Below are 17,337 nucleotides of genomic sequence, written 5' to 3' on the forward strand. Positions count from 1 at the left end.
TCGAGCTCGAGACGCTAGCGCCGCGCCGGGCGCCGGGTGATCGCCTCGGGCGAGTGGACCAGCTTGCGCAGCGCCTCCAACTCCTCGGGCGTATCGACGTCGATCAGCTCGGCCGGCGCGGTGACGACGTGGCGGCCGGCCCTCACCAGGTCGCGCGCGCCCGCGTCGCCGTCCAGCGTCTTGAGGAACGCGAACCGGCCGCGGCCGAACAGCGCCGGTGGCTTGGGATCGCAGCCGTCGCTCGACGCCACGACCGTGTTCGCGTCGGTGCTCGCGTCGAACAGCCGATGGATATGCGCAGCCGTCACCCGCGGCATGTCGGCGAGCGCGATCAGCACCGCGTCCGCCGCCGTCCGCTCCGCGGTCTCGATCCCGATCCGCACCGACCGCGCCATGCCCTGACCGGGATCGTCGTTGTGCAACACCTGAAAACCATGGCGCGCATAGTCGAGCCGGTCGGTGCCGACGACGGCGAGGCGCGACAGGAAAGGCAGGTCCTCAAGCGCCACCGCGACGTGCAGGCCGAGTGGACGACCCAGGAACTCCTGCTCCAGCTTGGCATCGATGTCGCCGAACCGGGACCCGCGACCTGCTGCGAGCAGGACGAGCACGGTTTTCTCGATCCGGATCTGTTCAACTATGCTCACGAAAAGCTCCCACCATCGCCGCCGCGATCGACAGCGCGATCTCGGACGGGCCGATCGCCCCGATGTCGATGCCAACGGGCGCGTCGATCCGGTCGATGTCCGCCTGCGCGACCCCCGCCGCCGCCAGCCGCTCCCGCCGTGCGGCGTGGCTGCGCCGGCTGCCGAGCGCGCCCACATAAGGCGCGTCGCTTTTCAGGGCCTCGATCAGCGCGGGATCGTCGATCTTGATGTCATGGCTGAGCGTCACGACCGCGGTGGACGGGTCGGGCTTGAGCGCCGCGACCGCTTCGTCGGGCCAGCGATCGTCAAGCGTCGTGCCGGGAAACCGCTCCTCCGTCAGGAACCGCCCGCGCGGATCGATCACCACTGTCTCGATGCCGAGCTCGCGCGCCAGGCCCGTGAGCGCCTGCGCAATCTGGACCGCACCGACGATCAGCAGCCGGCGTGGCGGATCGTAGCGGTTGATGAACGCCTCGCTTGTTTCCAGCGGTCGCGCGTCCGAATGGCCGGTCGCAAGGTCGGTCGCGACCGTCAGTGCCGCGCCGTGGGAGCGCGCGTCGGCGATGCGGTCGAACAATTCGGGGTCGAAGCCCTCGGCCGACACCGGCTGCACCATCACCGCGATCTCGCCGCCGCAGGGCAGTCCCACCTCCCAGGCGGCAGCATCCGCGACGCCATAGCGCTTCACCTGGAACGGCGCGCCCGCGATCACCTCGGCGGCCGTTTGGAGGATGTCGCTCTCGACGCAACCGCCCGAAACCGATCCCTCGAACCGCCCGTCGGCATGGACGAGCATGTGGCTGCCTTTGGGTCGCGGCGCCGAGCCCCAGGTGGACACGACCGTGGCGAGCGCCAGCGGCTCTCCCTTCCAGCCGCGCGCGGCCGCGATGACGCTGTCGTTCTCTGCCATGGCATGGATGTAGGACTGCGGAGGGTGAACATCACCTCCCCCGGTCCTTCACATCGGCGGCAATCCGGCGAGCAGCTTGTCGCAGGTGATCGGGAAGTCGTTCACCCGAACCCCGCAGGCGTTGTAGATCGCGTTGGCGATCGCCGCGGCCGAGCCCGAGATGCCGAGCTCGCCGATCCCCTTGGCATGCAGCGGATTGGCGAACAGGTCGCGCTCGGGCAGCAGGATCACCTCGATCGCGGGCACGTCCGCGTTCACCGGCACATGATATTCCGCCAGGTCACGGTTGACGAGCTTGCCGTTGCGCACGTCGTGGATCAGATCCTCCTCCAGCGCGGCGCCGATCCCGAAGGTGATGCCGCCGATACATTGCGAGCGCGCCGTCTTGGCGTTGAGGATGCGCCCCGCGGAGAACACGCCGAGATAGCGGCGCACGCGGACCTCGCCCGTGACCGCGTTGACGCCGACCTCGCAGAAATGCGCGCCGTGCGAGGCCTGGCTGCTGCTCTTCTCGTTGTGGCCCGGCGCGATCTCGCCCGTCACCTCGATGCCGTCGCCCGCCAGGTCGGCGAGCGGCGTCGCCTTGTTCTGCGCGATGGCGACGCCGTCCTTCAGCGTCAGATCGTCGGGGTCGACGCCCAGTTTCTTGGCGATCTGGCTCCGGATGCCTTCCGCGGCGAGGTAGACAGCCGACCCGGCCGACGCCGCACCCCATGACCCACCCGATCCGGCGCTGGGGCCATAGCGCGTGTCGCCCAGTTCGACCCTGATGCGGTCGATCGGCAGCCCCAGCAGCTCGCCCGCGATCTGCGCCAAGATTGTGTAGGTGCCCGTGCCGATGTCGGTCATCGACGTGCGCACCGTCAGCATCCCGGCCGCGTCCAGCCTCACGCTGGCCGACGACTTCATCAGCTGGTTGTTGCGGGTCGCCGCCGCCATGCCCATGCCGACCAGCCATTCGCCGTCGCGGACCTGGGCCGGCGTCGCGTTGCGCGTCGACCAGCCGAACCTGTCGGCGCCTTCGTCGAGACAGCGGCTGAGCTGCCGGCTGGAATAGGGCACGTCCATCTCGGGATCGCGATCCGGATCGTTGCGCTTCCTCAACTCCACGGGGTCGATGCCGACCTTCTCGGCCAGGACGTCCATCGCCGCCTCGACCGCGATCATCCCCACCGCTTCGCCCGGCGCGCGCATCGACCCCGACATGCCCCAGTTCAGCGTCACCAGCTCGTGGGTGATGAGCCGGTTCTCGCCGGCGTAGAGCGCGTGGGTGCCGATGCCGCAGGGCTCGTAATAGGTCTCGCCCGGCGTGTTGGTCGAGACGCTCTCATGGCCGATGCCGGTCAACACGCCGTCCGGCCCTGCCGCGAGCCGCACCCGCTGAAGCGTGTTGGAGCGGCGCGGCGTCGTCTCGAACACCTGCTGGCGCGCCATCGCGACCTTCACCGGCCTGCCGATCGCCTTCGCCGCCACTGCGGCCGCGACCGCCTCGGGCGCGATGCCGAGCTTCGATCCGAAACCGCCGCCGATATAGTGCGACACCATCCGGACCTTGGATACGGGCAGCCCAAGCGCCTTGGCGAGCGACTGGCTGTCCTGCGTCGGCATCTGGTACGATCCGAACATCGTGAGGTCGCCGTCGCTGGACCAGACGGCGGTGGAGCTGTGCGGCTCCATCGCCGCCGAGTTCTGGCTGGGCGTCGTGTACGTCTCGTCCACCGTCACCGCGGCATCTGCCATCGCCTTGTCGAGATCGCCCTGCTTGTATCTGGGCGGCGTGACCGTCTCCTTGGGCGTCGTGCGATCGTCGCTGAAGCGGGCGAAGTCGTAGCGGCCCTCGGCATGGTCGTATGCGACGACGATCCGCTCGCCGGCATCGCGCGCCGCCTCGTAGCTTTCGGCGACGACGATCGCGACCGGCTGGCCGATGTAGCTGATCTCCTGCGTCCCCTGCGTCGGAGCGCTCGTCTGCCCGCCCTGCGCCGCGACGCGGGCGAGCGTCTTGTGGTCGACCACCACGTCGATCACGCCGGGGACGGCCTTGGCCGCGTCCACGTCGATCGACCGCACCTTGCCCGCCCCCTCGCGAGCCTGGACGAGATAGCCGTAGGCGAGGTGCTCGACGGGGTACTCGGCGGCATAGGTCGCCGTGCCCGCGACCTTCAGTCTGCCCTCGTAGCGGTCGAGCGGTTGGCCGATCAGGCCCTGTACGCCCGTGTCGAGCAGGCTGCGCGGCACCTTGTGGCTCATGGTGAGCGAGTTGGTCGTGCTCATGGCTATCGGTCCTGCGTGTCGGTCAGCTCGCGCAGGCTCGCGATCAGCGTGCGGCGGGCGAGGGGGATCTTGAAGTCGTTGCTGCCGTGGCCGCGCGCGTCGGCGAGCAGCTCGTCCGCCGCCGCCTCGAACAGCGCGGTCGCGGGAACTTGGCCGACGAGCAGATGCTCGACCCGGGTGTCGCGCCAGGGCATGGTGCCGAGGCCGCCGAAGGCGAGCGCCGCGGTGGCGATCTTCCCGTCCGCCATCGTCACCACACCGGCCACGGACACCAGCGCGAAGGCGTAGGAGGCACGGTCACGCACCTTGCGGTACAATTGTCGCGTGCCGTCAGGCATCGGCGGTAGTTCGACCGCGGTGATGAGCTCGCCCGGCTCCAGCACCGTTTCGATCTCGGGCGTGTCGCCGGGCAGGCAATAGAAATCGTGAATGGCGATCCGTCGCCGGTCGCCGTCCGGCTTCAACGTCACGATCGTCGCGTCCAGCGCGCGCATCGCCACCGCCATGTCGCTGGGATGGCTGGCGATGCATTTGTCGGAGGTGCCGAGCACCGCGAGGATGCGATTATACCCCTCCATCGCGTCGCAGCCGCTGCCGGGGGCGCGCTTGTTGCACGCGCTGCTGGTGTCATAGAAATAATAGCAGCGGGTGCGCTGGAGCAGGTTGCCGCCCGTCGTCGCCTTGTTGCGGAGCTGGCCCGAGGCGCCAGCGAGCAGCGCGCGGCTCAGCACCTCGTAGCGGTCGCGCACGCGTGGATCGGCGGCGAGATCGCTGTTGGGCACCAATGCGCCGATCGACAGTCCGCCGTCGTCGGTATCCTCGATCCGGGCCAGGTCGAGCCGGCTGATGTCGACCAGCCGACCCGGCGTCATCACCTGGAGCTTCATCAGGTCGAGGAGGTTGGTGCCGCCGGCGATGAAGCTCGCATCCGCGGCCGCACCGGTGCGGGTCGCGACTTCGGGCGACGAGGCGCGCTCATAGTCGAACAGCTTCATGCCGCTTCCTTCCTGCCGGCCGCGTCGGCCTGGTCGGCGACATCCCGGATCGCCGCGACGATGTTGGGATAGGCGGCGCACCGGCACAGATTTCCGCTCATCCGCTCGGCGATCTCGGCGTCGGTGAAGGCGGGATCGTCGAGGTCTGCGCTGACATGGCTCGCCCAGCCCTTCGCCACCTCGTCGAGCATGCCGACCGCGGAGCATATTTGCCCCGGCGTGCAATAGCCGCATTGATAGCCGTCATGGCTGACGAACGCCGCCTGCAGCGGGTGGAGGTGCTCGGGCGTGCCCAGTCCCTCGATCGTCGTGATCTCGTCGTCCTGGTGCATCACCGCCAGCGTCAGGCAACTGTTGACCCGGCGCCCGTTGATGAGGACGGTGCACGACCCACATTGGCCGTGATCGCAGCCCTTCTTGCTGCCGGTCAGGCCCAGATGCTCCCGGCATAGGTCCAGCACGGTGGTGCGGATGTCGGGCTCGGCATCATAGGCTCGGCCGTTGATGGTGAAGTGCATGGGGCTCGCCTGTTGGATCGAAAAGCGTTAACGTGCGGGACTGAAATGGTGTCCCGCCCGGTCCTCGCGCTTCTGCTGCCTCTGGCCGCGACCGGCTGCGTCAGCGCGGTCTCGACGGTCGCGCACGCGCCGTTCACCGCCGTGTCCGTCGCCAAGGTACCGTTCAAGGCGGGCGGCAAGGTGGTGGACTGGACCACGACTAGCCCCTCGGAACGCGACCGCGCCTATGTCCGCAAGAAGCGCAAGGAGGAGGAGCGCGAGCGGCGGGAGCTGGCCAAGCGCTGCCACAAGAGGTCGAACGTCAGCGGCTGCGGGACGTACACGGGGTATACTTGAACGGCCACATTGGCGGCGTGGAGTCGATTAGGACGCCACAGATTGACTTTTCTGACGGTTGCGAAGCGACTGACGGATCGACGGGATAGCGTCGACCATCGAATTGCATTCGGCCCGTCCAATTCGGAAGACTGCCGCCGCGGGCGGTCTGCATGGCGAGGTCTCGCCAACCGTGACTCCGGGAGCGTAACAGCCAAACCGGCGGCCAGGCGATCGTCATACGACCGACCACGGCTGTTGTCCCGCCGCGGCGCGTTAGCACCCAGAGCGTGCAGCCGTTGCCGTCACCCATGCGGCAGCGTCTCCAATCTTCAGAGTACACCAGCACCTCCGGTCGCCCGTCCCCGTTCAGGTCGACGCTCGCGGCGCGGTATTTGTTGAGGTGCAGGGTGCCCATCGCATAGGATCGTGCCCAGTCGGGTATTGCGACGGCGGCCGCGGCGGCGAGCAAGGCTAGTGCTGGCATGACACGACTTTACCCTACGGCCGCGCTTGGAACCAGCGTGTCACTGTGATGGGGAAGGGCGTCCACCAGCCGACCCGCACCCCCGCCGCCGCCAGCGCGTCGCCGGTCCACGCGTTGCAGGTGTTGGCCGCACTATAGTGGCCCTGGGCGTCGTAGAAGGCGTCGTCGCGGTCGTAGCCGCGGTAAGGCCGGCCGCCCGGCCTGGCGCTTGCGCGGATGAAGGCGGCGAGGCGGCGGTATTCCTCGGGGCGCAGCACGATGCGGCGCTCGTCGTCGCTGGCGCGCGTCGGGGCGGGGATGTGCTCGACGTGGAGCAACGTCGCGTCGCTGCCGATCGCGGCGGCGAGCAGCACGCGAGGGCTGACGTGCGCCCAGTCGGGCGTGTCGAGGAAGAACGCCTTCTCGCCCCAGCCGATCGCGATATGGTCGAAGCGGGCGTAGCGTGGGTCGGCGAGGTCTCCGGGCCGCGCGAGGTCGCGCCAGTCGATCCGCCAGCCGGCGCCCGCCGCGACCTTGGGCAGAATGAAGCCGGTGTGGATGCCGTTCGACTCGACCCAGATCGTCACGCTGCCCGGGCTGCCCGCCTCCATCGGCCGCCAACCGGCATTGCGCGGGATCGCGCCGCCCGCCAGGCCCGCCGCTCCATAGCCGAGCAGCAACAGGACGAACGCCGTCCCGACCCGTCGCGCCCACCGGGCAACCTGCCACCTCACCCGAGCGTTCCCCTTTTCCGATCCGGTGATAGGATAGCGCGATGGCCGACGATACGCATGTGCTCGATGCTCCCGCACCCTCCGCTTCCCCGGTGGCGGTGTCCGCCGATTGGACGGTGAACCAGGATTGGGACGCCTATACCGCGCAGGACCATGCGACCTGGGACACGTTGTTCGCGCGCCAGGCGAAGCTGCTGCCCGGCCGCGCGTCGGACGCGTGGTTCCGCGGGCTTGACGTTCTCAAGCTGTCGAAGCCCGGCATCCCCGACTATCGCGAGCTCAACGACCGGCTGGGCGCGCTGACGGGGTGGCAGGTCGTCGCGGTGCCGGGGCTGGTGCCCGACGACGTGTTCTTCGACCATATGGCCAATCGCCGCTTCGTCGCCGGCAACTTCATCCGCCGTCCGGACCAGCTCGACTATCTGGAGGAGCCGGACGTTTTCCACGACGTGTTCGGTCATGTGCCGATGCTCGCCGATCCGGTGTTCGCCGACTATCTGGCGGCCTATGGCCGGGGCGGACAGCGGGCGTTGCAGATGGGCGCGCTCAAGAACCTCGGGCGGCTGTACTGGTACACCGTCGAGTTCGGGCTGGTGCAGGAGGCGGGGGCATTGCGCATCTATGGCTCGGGCATCGTGTCGAGCTACGCCGAGAGCCGCTTCGCGCTCGACGATCCAAGCCCCAACCGGATCGGCTTCGACCTCAAGCGGGTGATGCGGACCGAGTACCGGATCGACGACTTCCAGCAGAATTACTTCGTAATCCCGAGCTTCGAGGAACTGCTGCGCGCAACGGTGGAGACCGATTTCGCGCCGCTGTATGCCGAGCTGGCGGGGGAGGCGGACATCCCCGTTGCGACGATCGTGGAGGGCGACCATGTCATCACGCGCGGCACGCAGGACTATGCGCGGGGGAAGGCAGGCTAGCCTCTGTCATCGTCATCCCCGCGAAAGCGGGGACCCAGCACCTGTCGCTCGTGCTCAGTATAATGGTTAGGAGATGGGTCCCCGCCTTCGCGGGGATGACGCGTCAGGGTGTGCGCGGCCCCTTACTCTGCCCATCTATTGCGGCGCCCGCCGTCAGCCGCAGGATCGTCCAGTCGCCGCGCACCAGACGTTCGTGGATGGCGCAGCCCGCCGCCGCATAGGCGGTCTCCACCGCCGCAGCCTGGGTGGTCAGCAACCCGGCGAGCAACACGGTCGCGCCGGGCGCGGCGATGGCGGCGATCTCGGGCGCCATCGCGATCAGCGGGCCGGCAAGGATGTTGGCGATGATGAGGTCGTAGGGCGCGCGTTCGGCGATGGTCGGGTCGCGCGTGCCGTCGGCGACGAGAAGCGAAACCTCACCGATATCGCCGCCGACCGCTACGTCGTTAGCGGCAGCGTTCTCCCGCGTTACCTCGATTGCGATCGGATCGATGTCGGTCGCCGTGACGTCCGCGTCCGCCCAGAGCGCGACCGCCGCGAAGGCGAGCAATCCCGTGCCAGTCCCTAGGTCGATGATCTTGCGGTATCGCCTACCCTCGCGTGCCAGACCATCGAGCACGCCAAGGCAGCCGGACGTAGTCTCGTGATGACCGGTGCCGAACGCCTGCCCGGCCTCGATCCGGAACCTGACGACGTCGTCACCTCCGCCAACGGCCCCGGCGTGCGCGCTGGTGTAGACCACGAACCGTCCCTCGCGGATCGGTTCCAGCCCGGCCTGGCTCAGCGTCACCCAATCCTCGTCCGCCAGCGATGTAGCGGCTGCGTCGTCGGGGTGCGCGACCAAGGCTCGCGCGGCGGCGAGTGTGTCCGCATCGGGTTCGCCATCGAAATAGGCGTCCAGCCGCCAGCGGCCGGCGCCGTCGTCGGCATGCTCCTCCTCTTCGGTGGTGACGAGGACCACGCCGTCGATCTCGGCGAGCGCGATCCCCTCGGCTTCGGCGCGTGTGCAGGGCAGGGTCAGGCGATAGGCGGTCATCGCACGAAGCTCGCGCCGTTCACGTCGATCGCCGCGCCCGTCATCGACGGCGGCGCGTCGAGCGCGCACCAGCGGACGACCTCCGCCACCTCGTCCGCCGACGCGACGCGACCGAGCGGGATGTCGGCCAACAGCTTATCACCGCCGCGGCTCGCCAGATACTCCTCCGCCATGCCCGTCATCGTGAAGCCCGGCAGCACGGAAAAGGCGAGGATGCCGTCGCGCGCATAGCCGCGGGCGATGGTCTTGGTCATGCCCACCATGCCGGCCTTGGCGGCGGCGTAGTGCCAGTGGGCGGGCGAGTCGCCGCGATAAGCGGCGCGGCTGGCGACGTTGACGATCCGTCCGCCGCTTCCCCGTCGCTGCCAGTGGAGAACCGCGAGCCGGGACAGCTCGGCCGCGGCAGTCAGGTTGATCCGCATCGTGCGCTCCCACTGCGCCACCCAGGCATCGTCGTCGGCGTCGAGCGGGCTCGCCTCGAACACCCCGGCGTTGTTGACCAGCACGTCGATCCGCCCGCCCAGCGCGTCGAGCGCCGCATCCCACAGCGCGCGCGGCGCGGCGGGGTCGGCGAAGTCTGCGGCGAGCACGCCCGGTGCGGGACGGGTCGCGTGGCGGGCGAGCGAAACGTCCGCGCGATCGAACGCGACCGCGCACGCCGCGCCAATGCCCCGCGACGCGCCGGTGAGGAGGATGTGTGTCATCCGGTGAGCATTAGCCGGAGGCGGCCGAGGGGAGAAGGCGCGGACGGGGAGGAGTGGTGGAAAGCTTCCGCTGCAGTTAGGGCGTAGCCGTAAGCACGGCCTCTTCGACGTGCCCGTCGATAGCGTCGAGCAGAGCGGGTGCGAACCGACCAAGGTCGCCGTAGGTAACGAGGAACCGAATTGTAGTCTCATTGTAGAGGCCGCGCTCCTTTCCGTCCCAGTTCGCGGTCTCTAAGTGTACCGTGGCCCGGACGCCTCCCACGCTGTTATGCGGCTCAAAGGTGATCGTAACCAAGTCTTGCGGAGAGTTCTTCTCGTTGCCGCCGAGGCCGCCCGAAATCGATGGCGGCGTGTCTGCCGGTAGAGGGAGCGCCGTGATCGCCTGTGCGAACTCCCTTAGATTGTCCTTCGAAAACCATGCTTCACCAACGCCCGCAAAGCCGTTGGCCGAGGCTGAGACCACGAGCCTGCCAAGCCATTCATCATCAGGGCGAAAACGTATGCGAAGGACATCCATGAGGCCAATCTAAGCGCCTCCGCCAATACCTGCTACTGGGCACAAATTTTCCCGACGATCTCCCTACGCCGCCACCTTCGCCGTGAACTCGCCCGCGCTTGCCTTCAGATGGTCGAGCCGGCCGTCGAGCCGGCCGAAGCCCGCACCCACCCGGTCGATCTCGCTCGCGACGCCTTCGGTGTCTTCCCGGATCGCGGCGATCGTGTCGCTCATCGAGTCGGCCGCCAGCGCGGTCTCGTCGACAGCGGCGGTGATGGCGGTCACGGTCTGCGCTTGCGCCTCCATCGCGTAGCGGATCCGCTCGGCGGATTCCTGCACCTCGGCGACGGTGGACTTGATCGACGCGTTGGTCTCCACCGTGGAGCGTGTCGCCGCCTGGATGGCGGCGATCTTGGCGGCGATGTCGTCGGTCGCGCGCGCGGTCTGGCTGGCGAGGCTCTTCACCTCTTGCGCCACCACCGCGAAGCCGCGGCCGGCATCGCCCGCGCGCGCCGCCTCGATCGTGGCGTTGAGCGCTAGAAGGTTCGTCTGCCCGGCAATGTCGCGGATCAGGCCCAGGATCGATTCGATCGACTTGGCGTGATCGGACAGCGCCTCGCTCATCCCCACCGCGCGACCGGCCTGTGCCGATGCGCGCGTGGCGATCTCCGCCGCTGCCTCGACCTCGCCGCGCGCATCCTCGATCGCGCGGATCAGGCCGGCGGCGGTGGACGCCGCCTCGCGCATCGCGACCGCGGACTGCTCCGCGGCGGCGGCGACTTCGCTCGCCTTGCCCAGCACGCCGCGCACCGCGGCGGACGAGCGGATCGCCTGGTCGCGCAACTGCGACCCCTCCTGGCTCGCCACCTCGACGGTCGCGGCGATCCCGTCCCGGAACTCGGTCACCAGCCGGTCACGCGCGATGTCCGCCGCGTGACGGGCATAGCCGTCGTTCAACTCCACCGTCACTTCCGCTTCCATCCCCGCGAGCCGCAGCATGGCGTCGACATAGGCGCCGAAGCGCGGATCGTCCGAGCGTACCGCCCGCAACAGCAGCTCGAGCGCGACGCGGTCGCTGGAGCAGCTCATCGACAGCAGCCCCATCGTCGACACGCCCGCCCGATATCCGCGACCGACCGTGCGCTCCATCGATTCGACCCAGGCCTGGCCGCCGGGATCGGTGAAGCGGTCGCGCAGGAACCTGCACCCGATCTCGAGCAGGCGCGGCCCCTCTTCGGGCAGTTCGCGCCCGTCGGGGAACACGCGCCGGCCGTGCGCCCAATAGGCGCGCACGATCGCTTGCGCGTCCGGTTCCAGGATCGCCCACAATTCGGTCGCGGTCGCCTTCAACGTACCGTCGGGATCGAAGGCGCGCATCCGGGCCGCCATCTCGATCCGGGCGGCAAGTTGACCCGGGACGGGGAGGGGCGGCGAACTGACGGTGGCTGGCACTTCCTGGTCTCCGGAGACGCGATCGCGTTGCCCGGTCCTATGATCGAAGTGGTTAGGAGCGGGTTAAGCCGATGTCGCCGAAGCGCGCGCGCTTGCATCCCCCGGACTCGTGCGTAAAGGATCGTGGCCATCGATCCTGCAGGAAGCAACTCCTTGGCCAGTCCCCTTGCTACGCCGGTGCATGCGCGCCCGCTGTCCCCGCACCTCGGCATCTATCGCTGGGGTCCGCACATGCTGGTGTCGATCCTGCACCGCGCGACGGGAACGGGAATGGCGCTCGTCGGCGTGCCGCTGCTCACCTGGTGGCTGGCGGCGATCGCGTCGGGTCCGGCGGCCTATGCCCGGTTCGTGGACATATTCACGACGTCGACCGGGCGGCTCAACATCATCGGCTGGGTGGTCGGGATCGGCCTGACGCTCAGCCTGTTCCAGCACATGATGGGCGGCATCCGCCACCTCGTGCTGGATACGGGCGCCGGTTACGAGCTGCGCCGCAACAAGCAGGGCGCTCTCGCGACGATGGTCGCGGCCGTCGTGCTGACGCTGATCTTCTGGCTGTGGATGGGGCTGCGCTGATGGGTACCGGAACCGAACTCGGCCGCGTGCGCGGCCTGGGCTCCAGTCACGAGGGCACGCACCACTGGTGGCGCCAGCGGCTGACGGCGGGGTCCAACCTGTTCCTGATGGCGTGGCTGATGTTCTCGCTCGCGCGCATGCCGGCATTCGGCTTCGCGCCGATCCATGACTGGGTGCATTCGGCCTGGGTCGCGGTGCCGATGGGGCTTCTAATCGCGTCGGTGGTCTACCATCTTCGTCTCGGGCTCCAGGTGGTGATCGAGGACTATGCCCATGCGGAAAGCCGCGTGGTGCTCACGGTCCTGCTCAACGCCTATACCGCCCTTGTCGCCGGGATCGCGATCTTCGCCATCCTGCGCATCGCTTTTGGAAGTGCCGCCTGATGCCCGCCGCTTATCAGATCATCGACCATACCTATGACGTCGTCGTCGTCGGCGCCGGCGGATCGGGCCTGCGCGCCACCATGGGCAGCGCGGAAGCGGGCCTGAAGACCGCCTGCATCACCAAGGTGTTCCCGACGCGCAGCCACACGGTCGCGGCGCAGGGCGGCATCGCGGCGAGCCTCGGCAACAACTCGCCGGACCATTGGTCGTGGCACATGTACGATACGGTCAAGGGCTCCGACTGGCTCGGCGACCAGGACGCGATCGAGTATATGGTGCGCGAGGCGCCGGCGGCGGTGTATGAGCTGGAACATGCCGGCGTGCCGTTCAGCCGCAACGACGACGGCACCATCTATCAGCGCCCGTTCGGCGGCCACATGCAGAACATGGGCGAGGGTCCCCCCGTCCAGCGCACCGCCGCCGCCGCCGACCGGACCGGCCACGCGATGCTGCACTCGCTGTACCAGCAGAGCCTGAAGTACGACGCCGACTTCTACGTCGAGTATTTCGCGCTCGACCTCATCATGGAGAACGGTGTCTGCCGCGGCGTGATCGCGCTGTGCATGGAGACGGGCGCGATCCACCGGTTCCGTGCGCATTCGGTGGTGCTGGCGACCGGCGGCTACGGGCGTTGCTATTTCTCCGCGACCTCGGCGCATACCTGTACCGGCGACGGCAATGCGATGGTGCTGCGCGCCGGCCTGCCGTTGCAGGACATGGAGTTCGTCCAGTTCCACCCGACCGGCATCTACGGCGCCGGCGTCCTCATCACCGAGGGCGCGCGCGGCGAGGGCGGGTATCTGACCAACTCCGAGGGCGAGCGGTTCATGGAGCGCTATGCCCCGTCCGCCAAGGACCTGGCGTCGCGCGACGTCGTCTCGCGGTCGATGGCGCTGGAGATGCGCGAGGGCCGCGGCGTGGGCGACAACGGCGACCACATCTGGCTCCACCTCGACCATATCGATCCCAAGGTGCTGCACGAGCGGCTGCCCGGCATCACCGAGACGGGCAAGATCTTCGCCGGCGTCGACCTGACGCGCCAGCCGCTGCCGGTGACGCCGACCGTCCACTACAACATGGGTGGCATCCCGACCAACTATCACGGCGAGGTCGTCCATCTGAAGGACGGTGATCCCGACGCGATCGTCCCCGGCCTGTTCGCGGTGGGCGAGGCGGCGTGCGTGTCCGTCCACGGCGCGAACCGGCTGGGCTCTAACAGCCTGATCGACCTGGTCGTGTTCGGCCGGGCGACGGGGTTGCGGCTGAAGGACACGCTGAAGCTCAACACGTCGCACAACCCGCTGCCTAAGGGCTCGGAAGAGCTGGCGCTGGGCCGCCTGGACAAGTTCCGTCATGCGGACGGCAGCGCACCGACGGCGGGCATCCGCCTCGACATGCAGCGCACGATGCAGAAGCATTGCGCGGTGTTCCGCGACAACGCGTTGCTGGCCGAGGGGCAGACCAAGATCGCGGACATCTATCGCCGGATCGGCGATGTGGGCATCAAGGACCGCTCGCTGATCTGGAACACGGATCTGGTCGAGACGCTGGAACTCGACAATCTTGTCGCCCAGTCGGTCGTGACGATGGAGAGCGCCGCCAGCCGCACCGAAAGCCGCGGCGCGCATGTCAACGAAGACTATCCCGACCGCAACGACGCCGAATGGATGAAGCACTCCACGGCCACGTTCGCGGGCTGGGGCGGCGTGGGCGGCAAGGTGGAGATCGGCTCCCGTCCGGTCCACGACTACACGCTGACCGACGATGTTGAATACATCAAGCCGAAGAAGCGGGTGTATTGATGGTCACCGGGACTGCCCCGTGACCCTCTGGACCCTCCACGCCGCCTACGATCCGGATGCCCGGGTCTGGTACACGCTCGATTGCGATGTGCCGGGGCTGGTGACGGAGGGGGATACGCTCGAGCATCTGCGCGACCGCGCGGTGGCGGTCATGCCCGAACTGATCGCCGACAATGCCGAGCATCTGGCGCCGGAGCGTCGCAACGGCCCGCACGCCTTGCGGCTGGTGGCGTTCCACGAAAGCACCGTACCGGTCGCCGCTTGATGGGCGCCAGTTACGGACGGGACCTGAAGCGCATTCTGCTCGATCACGGTTGCCGCTTTGTCAGGAACGGCAAGGGCGATCATGAAATCTGGTTCAGTCCGATCACCGGCCTCAACGTGACGGTCGATGCGGGTACCCGGAGCCGGTTCACCGCCAATGGAACGCTGAAGCAGGCAGGGATCAAGCCTGTGTTCTGACGAACGGGGCCGCTAGGGTCATCAATCCCTGAACATCTCCCCTAGCACCGCCAGCGTCCCGTCAAGCACCTCCGCATCCACCCGCCCGAGCCGTTTCACCAGCCGCGCCTTGTCCAGCGTGCGGAGTTGATCGGGAAGGATCAGGCCAAGTACGTTCTGGAAAGTCACGGCCACCCGAAATCGCGAGGGCCGACCACCGCTAGTCAGCGGAGCGACGATCACGGTATGCAATCGCCCGTTCAGCAGATCGGGTGAGACGATCAGGCAGGGTCGCGTCTTCCGTATCTCGCTACCGACGGTCGGGTCGAGCATGCAGAGCCAGATGTCGCCGCGCTTCACCAGACGAGCTCGTCATCACCTTCGTTGCCGAACGCGAGCCAGTCGCGTTCTTCTTCGGTCAGTGGCTCGGCGGCGATGCGGGCGGCGTCCTCTTCCCATCCTTCACGAACCCGCCGCTGCGGCGTCGCCACGACGGCGCCAGCCTCCACACGCACGTCCATCGTCGTGCCCACGCTCGCGCCGAGTTCCTTCAGCAGCGCGCTGGGGACGATCATGCCCACTGAATTGCCCATCTTGCGTAGCGTGGTCTGCATAGGCGACACATAGCGTCCTATGCCCGTAAGCACAATGTACAACTCGCTGATCGCCGCGGCCGTGGTGCTCACCTCGGCCGCGTTGCCTTCGCCGACGCTCGACTCCTTTTACACCCGGCGCCTCGACGCCGCCGGCATCCCCGTCGTCGGCTCGGCGCGTGCGCCCACGCAGGCGCTGGAGATCGCGCGCGATCTGACGATCGACATGCTCGCCGCCCGCCCGGACCTGCTTGCGGCGCTGGTCGCGCGTGGCCAGCGGGTCGCGCTCATGGCGGAGGACGAGAGCACGACCGACCTTCCCGAACAGCGCGACTGGAAGAAGCCCGCGCCCAACGACGTGCGCCTCACACGCTGCGAGCGACTGCACTACGCCGCGCGGATCGGCGCGCTGACCGATCGGCAATATTGGAATGCGCGCGCCCGTGGGATGGCTGGCGTGCTCACGTCGGGCGGGGCGGAGGACCTGCTCGGCCTGCCGCACAGCCGGTACGCGGGCCAGAACATCTTCGTCCACGAGATGGCGCACGACGTGTTCGACGCGATCCACGCGGTCGACAAACCGCTCTATGCGCGGGTCGAGGCGGCGTATCGCCACGCGTTGTCGGCAGGGCTGTGGAAGGGAGAATATGCGACCACCACCCTCACCGAATATTGGGCGGTGGGCACGCAGTTCTGGTTCGACGACGCACCGGTGGCGCGGTTCGACGGGCATACCGTGCTCAGTCACGACGACCTGACCACCTATGATCCGAGCCTCGCGGCGGTGCTCCGCGCCGCCTATGGCGAGCGGCACCGGCTGGCCGCCGATCGCTGGTGGCAGTCGCCGCTTCGCGTGCCGCGCGGTCCGTTGCCGGCGAATACCGCGGAAGTCTGTTAACGGGAGCAGATGCAGACCTATTCCTTCCCGCCCTTGCGGAACAGCAGGAGCGCCGCGCCGCCGATCAGCGCGCCGACGCCCAGCGCCGTCGCGCGGGGATGTTCGGCGGCCTTTGTGTAGAGGCTGGAGCGCAGACCCGGCTGCTCGCCCGATCGCTCCGTCGCCGGCGTTCCGGCCGCGAACAGGTTGCCCGGACCCCGCTGTGACTTGGCGGGGTTGGTGAAGCCCTTGGCGGCGATCGGCGCGAGTCTCTCGTACAGGCCCTTGAAGTGCTCGGCGAACAGCACCTGCGCGCGGCCGCCGCCTCCCACGGTGATGTCGCGCCGGCGGTTGACGGCCGAGACGAGGATCGCGTCGGCGACGAGGTTGGGATCGTACACCGGCGGCGGGATGCGGCCGGCACCTGGCTGCCCGACGCCCTCGGGCGTTCCGGGCGCACCCTCGCGGACATGGTTGGCGCCGTGCTGCGCGATCGGCGTGTCGATGCCCGATGGCTTGATGATCGTCACCGAGATCGGCGACCCCGCCGCCGCCAGCTCGATCCGCAGCGTCTCCACATACGCCTTCACCGCATGCTTGCTGGCCGCATACGCTCCCATCAGCGGCGTCGGCATGTCCGCCGCAATCGAGGCGACGGTGATCAGTGCGCCGCCATGCGCGAGGTGTGGCACGGCGGCCTCGCAGCCGTGGACGACGCCGAAATAGTTGGTCTGGAACAGTTTCTGGTGCTCGTCTTCCGGGGTCTCCAGCAAATTGGCATAGATCGCTGTCCCCGCGTCGTTCACCCAGGTGTCGATCCGGCCGTACAGCTCGACCGCGCGCGCCGCCGCGGCCATGACCTCGGCCCGGTCGCCGACGTCGGCGACATGGTAGGCGGCGGTGCCGCTGGCGGAGTGGATGTCCCTCACCGCCTGCGCCAATCCCTCCTCGCCGCGCGCGACCAGCAGCACCTTCGCACCTTTCCACGCGAACGCCTTGGCGGTGGTGAGGCCGATCCCGGAGCTTGCGCCGGTGACGACGACGACCTGCTCGGACAGGGGCTTGAGCGGCGATTTAATGGGCGAGGGCATGCGAGGTCTCCTGATCGCTCGTCCAAGCGTAGGGCGCAGGCCCAAGTTCCGCTTCGCGGCGGAGAGGCACGCGACCTGGGCGTGATCCTCGACGTCATCTG

General features: G+C 68.4%; 21 protein-coding genes. 8 read left to right on the forward strand and 13 right to left on the reverse strand.

All coding sequences use genetic code 11. The features are described 5' to 3' along the window. Positions 1–14: 14 nt before the first annotated feature. The 5 genes from ACFE65_RS12985 to ACFE65_RS13005 are packed head-to-tail and all read right to left on the reverse strand — an operon-like array spanning position 15 to position 5,344. Positions 15–647 (reverse strand): nucleotidyltransferase family protein, encoded by a 633-nt coding sequence (locus ACFE65_RS12985; RefSeq protein ID WP_375382788.1) that lies wholly within the window; start codon positions 645–647, stop codon positions 15–17. Beyond that, the gene (locus ACFE65_RS12990) at positions 634–1,557 is read right to left on the reverse strand and encodes an XdhC family protein (protein ID WP_375382789.1); all 924 of its coding nucleotides are present in this window, start codon (positions 1,555–1,557) and stop codon (positions 634–636) included. Before ACFE65_RS12990 ends, ACFE65_RS12985 begins: the two co-directional genes overlap by 14 nt. Positions 1,558–1,605: 48 nt before the next feature. Further along, on the reverse strand, positions 1,606–3,831 hold the full coding sequence (locus ACFE65_RS12995; RefSeq protein ID WP_375382790.1) for a xanthine dehydrogenase family protein molybdopterin-binding subunit: 2,226 nt from the start codon (positions 3,829–3,831) through the stop codon (positions 1,606–1,608). A 2-nt stretch (positions 3,832–3,833) separates the two neighbouring features. Then, positions 3,834–4,826: an FAD binding domain-containing protein gene (locus ACFE65_RS13000; RefSeq protein WP_375382791.1), complete on the reverse strand. Its 993-nt coding sequence runs from the start codon at positions 4,824–4,826 to the stop codon at positions 3,834–3,836. Then, positions 4,823–5,344 (reverse strand): 2Fe-2S iron-sulfur cluster-binding protein, encoded by a 522-nt coding sequence (locus tag ACFE65_RS13005; RefSeq protein WP_375382792.1) that lies wholly within the window; start codon positions 5,342–5,344, stop codon positions 4,823–4,825. Before ACFE65_RS13005 ends, ACFE65_RS13000 begins: the two co-directional genes overlap by 4 nt. A 48-nt stretch (positions 5,345–5,392) precedes the next feature. Between ACFE65_RS13005 and ACFE65_RS13010 the strand changes: the two genes are divergently transcribed. After that, the gene (locus ACFE65_RS13010; protein WP_375382793.1) at positions 5,393–5,680 is read left to right on the forward strand and encodes a hypothetical protein; all 288 of its coding nucleotides are present in this window, start codon (positions 5,393–5,395) and stop codon (positions 5,678–5,680) included. Between the two features lie 480 nt (positions 5,681–6,160). On the opposite strand, the gene ACFE65_RS13015 is transcribed toward ACFE65_RS13010, so the two are convergent. Next, positions 6,161–6,859 (reverse strand): TIGR02117 family protein, encoded by a 699-nt coding sequence (locus tag ACFE65_RS13015; protein WP_375382794.1) that lies wholly within the window; start codon positions 6,857–6,859, stop codon positions 6,161–6,163. 41 nt (positions 6,860–6,900) lie between these two features. On the opposite strand from ACFE65_RS13015, the gene phhA reads away from it, so the two are divergent. Further along, complete coding sequence (gene phhA, locus ACFE65_RS13020) at positions 6,901–7,785, forward strand: phenylalanine 4-monooxygenase (protein WP_375382795.1); 885 nt, start codon at positions 6,901–6,903, stop codon at positions 7,783–7,785. A gap of 103 nt (positions 7,786–7,888) precedes the next feature. Here phhA and ACFE65_RS13025 read toward each other — a convergent pair whose 3' ends face one another. The 4 genes from ACFE65_RS13025 to ACFE65_RS13040 form a co-directional block, all read right to left on the reverse strand. Next, positions 7,889–8,821 carry a 50S ribosomal protein L11 methyltransferase gene (locus ACFE65_RS13025; protein WP_375382796.1) on the reverse strand — a complete coding sequence of 311 codons (933 nt, stop codon included), beginning with the start codon at positions 8,819–8,821 and terminating at the stop codon, positions 7,889–7,891. Further along, positions 8,818–9,525: an SDR family NAD(P)-dependent oxidoreductase gene (locus ACFE65_RS13030; RefSeq protein ID WP_375382797.1), complete on the reverse strand. Its 708-nt coding sequence runs from the start codon at positions 9,523–9,525 to the stop codon at positions 8,818–8,820. The genes ACFE65_RS13025 and ACFE65_RS13030 overlap by 4 nt, the downstream gene beginning before the upstream one ends. Positions 9,526–9,601: 76 nt before the next feature. Next, positions 9,602–10,042, reverse strand: a complete 441-nt coding sequence (locus tag ACFE65_RS13035; protein ID WP_375382798.1) for a hypothetical protein — start codon at positions 10,040–10,042, stop codon at positions 9,602–9,604. A 63-nt stretch (positions 10,043–10,105) separates the two neighbouring features. Further along, a complete protein-coding gene (locus tag ACFE65_RS13040) occupies positions 10,106–11,410 on the reverse strand; it encodes a methyl-accepting chemotaxis protein (RefSeq protein WP_375382819.1) in 1,305 nt (434 codons plus the stop codon). A 216-nt stretch (positions 11,411–11,626) separates the two neighbouring features. Here ACFE65_RS13040 and sdhC point away from each other — a divergent pair, with 216 nt between their 5' ends. Genes sdhC through ACFE65_RS13065 form a run of 5 tightly spaced genes read left to right on the forward strand, consistent with a single transcriptional unit; the run spans position 11,627 to position 14,696 of the window. Continuing rightward, complete coding sequence (sdhC, locus tag ACFE65_RS13045; RefSeq protein ID WP_375382799.1) at positions 11,627–12,049, forward strand: succinate dehydrogenase, cytochrome b556 subunit; 423 nt, start codon at positions 11,627–11,629, stop codon at positions 12,047–12,049. Further along, positions 12,049–12,432: a succinate dehydrogenase, hydrophobic membrane anchor protein gene (sdhD, locus tag ACFE65_RS13050; protein WP_375382800.1), complete on the forward strand. Its 384-nt coding sequence runs from the start codon at positions 12,049–12,051 to the stop codon at positions 12,430–12,432. Before sdhC ends, sdhD begins: the two co-directional genes overlap by 1 nt. After that, complete coding sequence (gene sdhA / locus ACFE65_RS13055; RefSeq protein ID WP_375382801.1) at positions 12,432–14,234, forward strand: succinate dehydrogenase flavoprotein subunit; 1,803 nt, start codon at positions 12,432–12,434, stop codon at positions 14,232–14,234. Before sdhD ends, sdhA begins: the two co-directional genes overlap by 1 nt. Before the next feature lie 19 nt (positions 14,235–14,253). Further along, a complete protein-coding gene (locus tag ACFE65_RS13060; protein ID WP_375382802.1) occupies positions 14,254–14,499 on the forward strand; it encodes a DUF1902 domain-containing protein in 246 nt (81 codons plus the stop codon). Beyond that, positions 14,499–14,696 carry a type II toxin-antitoxin system HicA family toxin gene (locus ACFE65_RS13065; RefSeq protein WP_375382820.1) on the forward strand — a complete coding sequence of 66 codons (198 nt, stop codon included), beginning with the start codon at positions 14,499–14,501 and terminating at the stop codon, positions 14,694–14,696. The genes ACFE65_RS13060 and ACFE65_RS13065 overlap by 1 nt, the downstream gene beginning before the upstream one ends. 21 nt (positions 14,697–14,717) lie before the next feature. Here ACFE65_RS13065 and ACFE65_RS13070 read toward each other — a convergent pair whose 3' ends face one another. Both ACFE65_RS13070 and ACFE65_RS13075 read right to left on the reverse strand, forming a co-directional pair. Beyond that, entirely contained in the window at positions 14,718–15,035 is a 318-nt protein-coding gene (locus tag ACFE65_RS13070; RefSeq protein ID WP_375382803.1) for a type II toxin-antitoxin system PemK/MazF family toxin, read from the reverse strand. Continuing rightward, positions 15,032–15,289, reverse strand: a complete 258-nt coding sequence (locus ACFE65_RS13075; protein ID WP_375382804.1) for a hypothetical protein — start codon at positions 15,287–15,289, stop codon at positions 15,032–15,034. The genes ACFE65_RS13070 and ACFE65_RS13075 overlap by 4 nt, the downstream gene beginning before the upstream one ends. 19 nt (positions 15,290–15,308) lie before the next feature. On the opposite strand from ACFE65_RS13075, the gene ACFE65_RS13080 reads away from it, so the two are divergent. Beyond that, a complete protein-coding gene (locus ACFE65_RS13080) occupies positions 15,309–16,166 on the forward strand; it encodes a glycoside hydrolase (RefSeq protein WP_375382805.1) in 858 nt (285 codons plus the stop codon). Between the two features lie 17 nt (positions 16,167–16,183). Here ACFE65_RS13080 and ACFE65_RS13085 read toward each other — a convergent pair whose 3' ends face one another. After that, complete coding sequence (locus ACFE65_RS13085) at positions 16,184–17,236, reverse strand: SDR family oxidoreductase (protein WP_375382806.1); 1,053 nt, start codon at positions 17,234–17,236, stop codon at positions 16,184–16,186. Between the last annotated feature and the right edge of the window lie 101 nt (positions 17,237–17,337).

Source organism: uncultured Sphingomonas sp., from assembly GCF_964237335.1.
In the GTDB taxonomy this organism is placed as follows: domain Bacteria; phylum Pseudomonadota; class Alphaproteobacteria; order Sphingomonadales; family Sphingomonadaceae; genus Sphingomonas.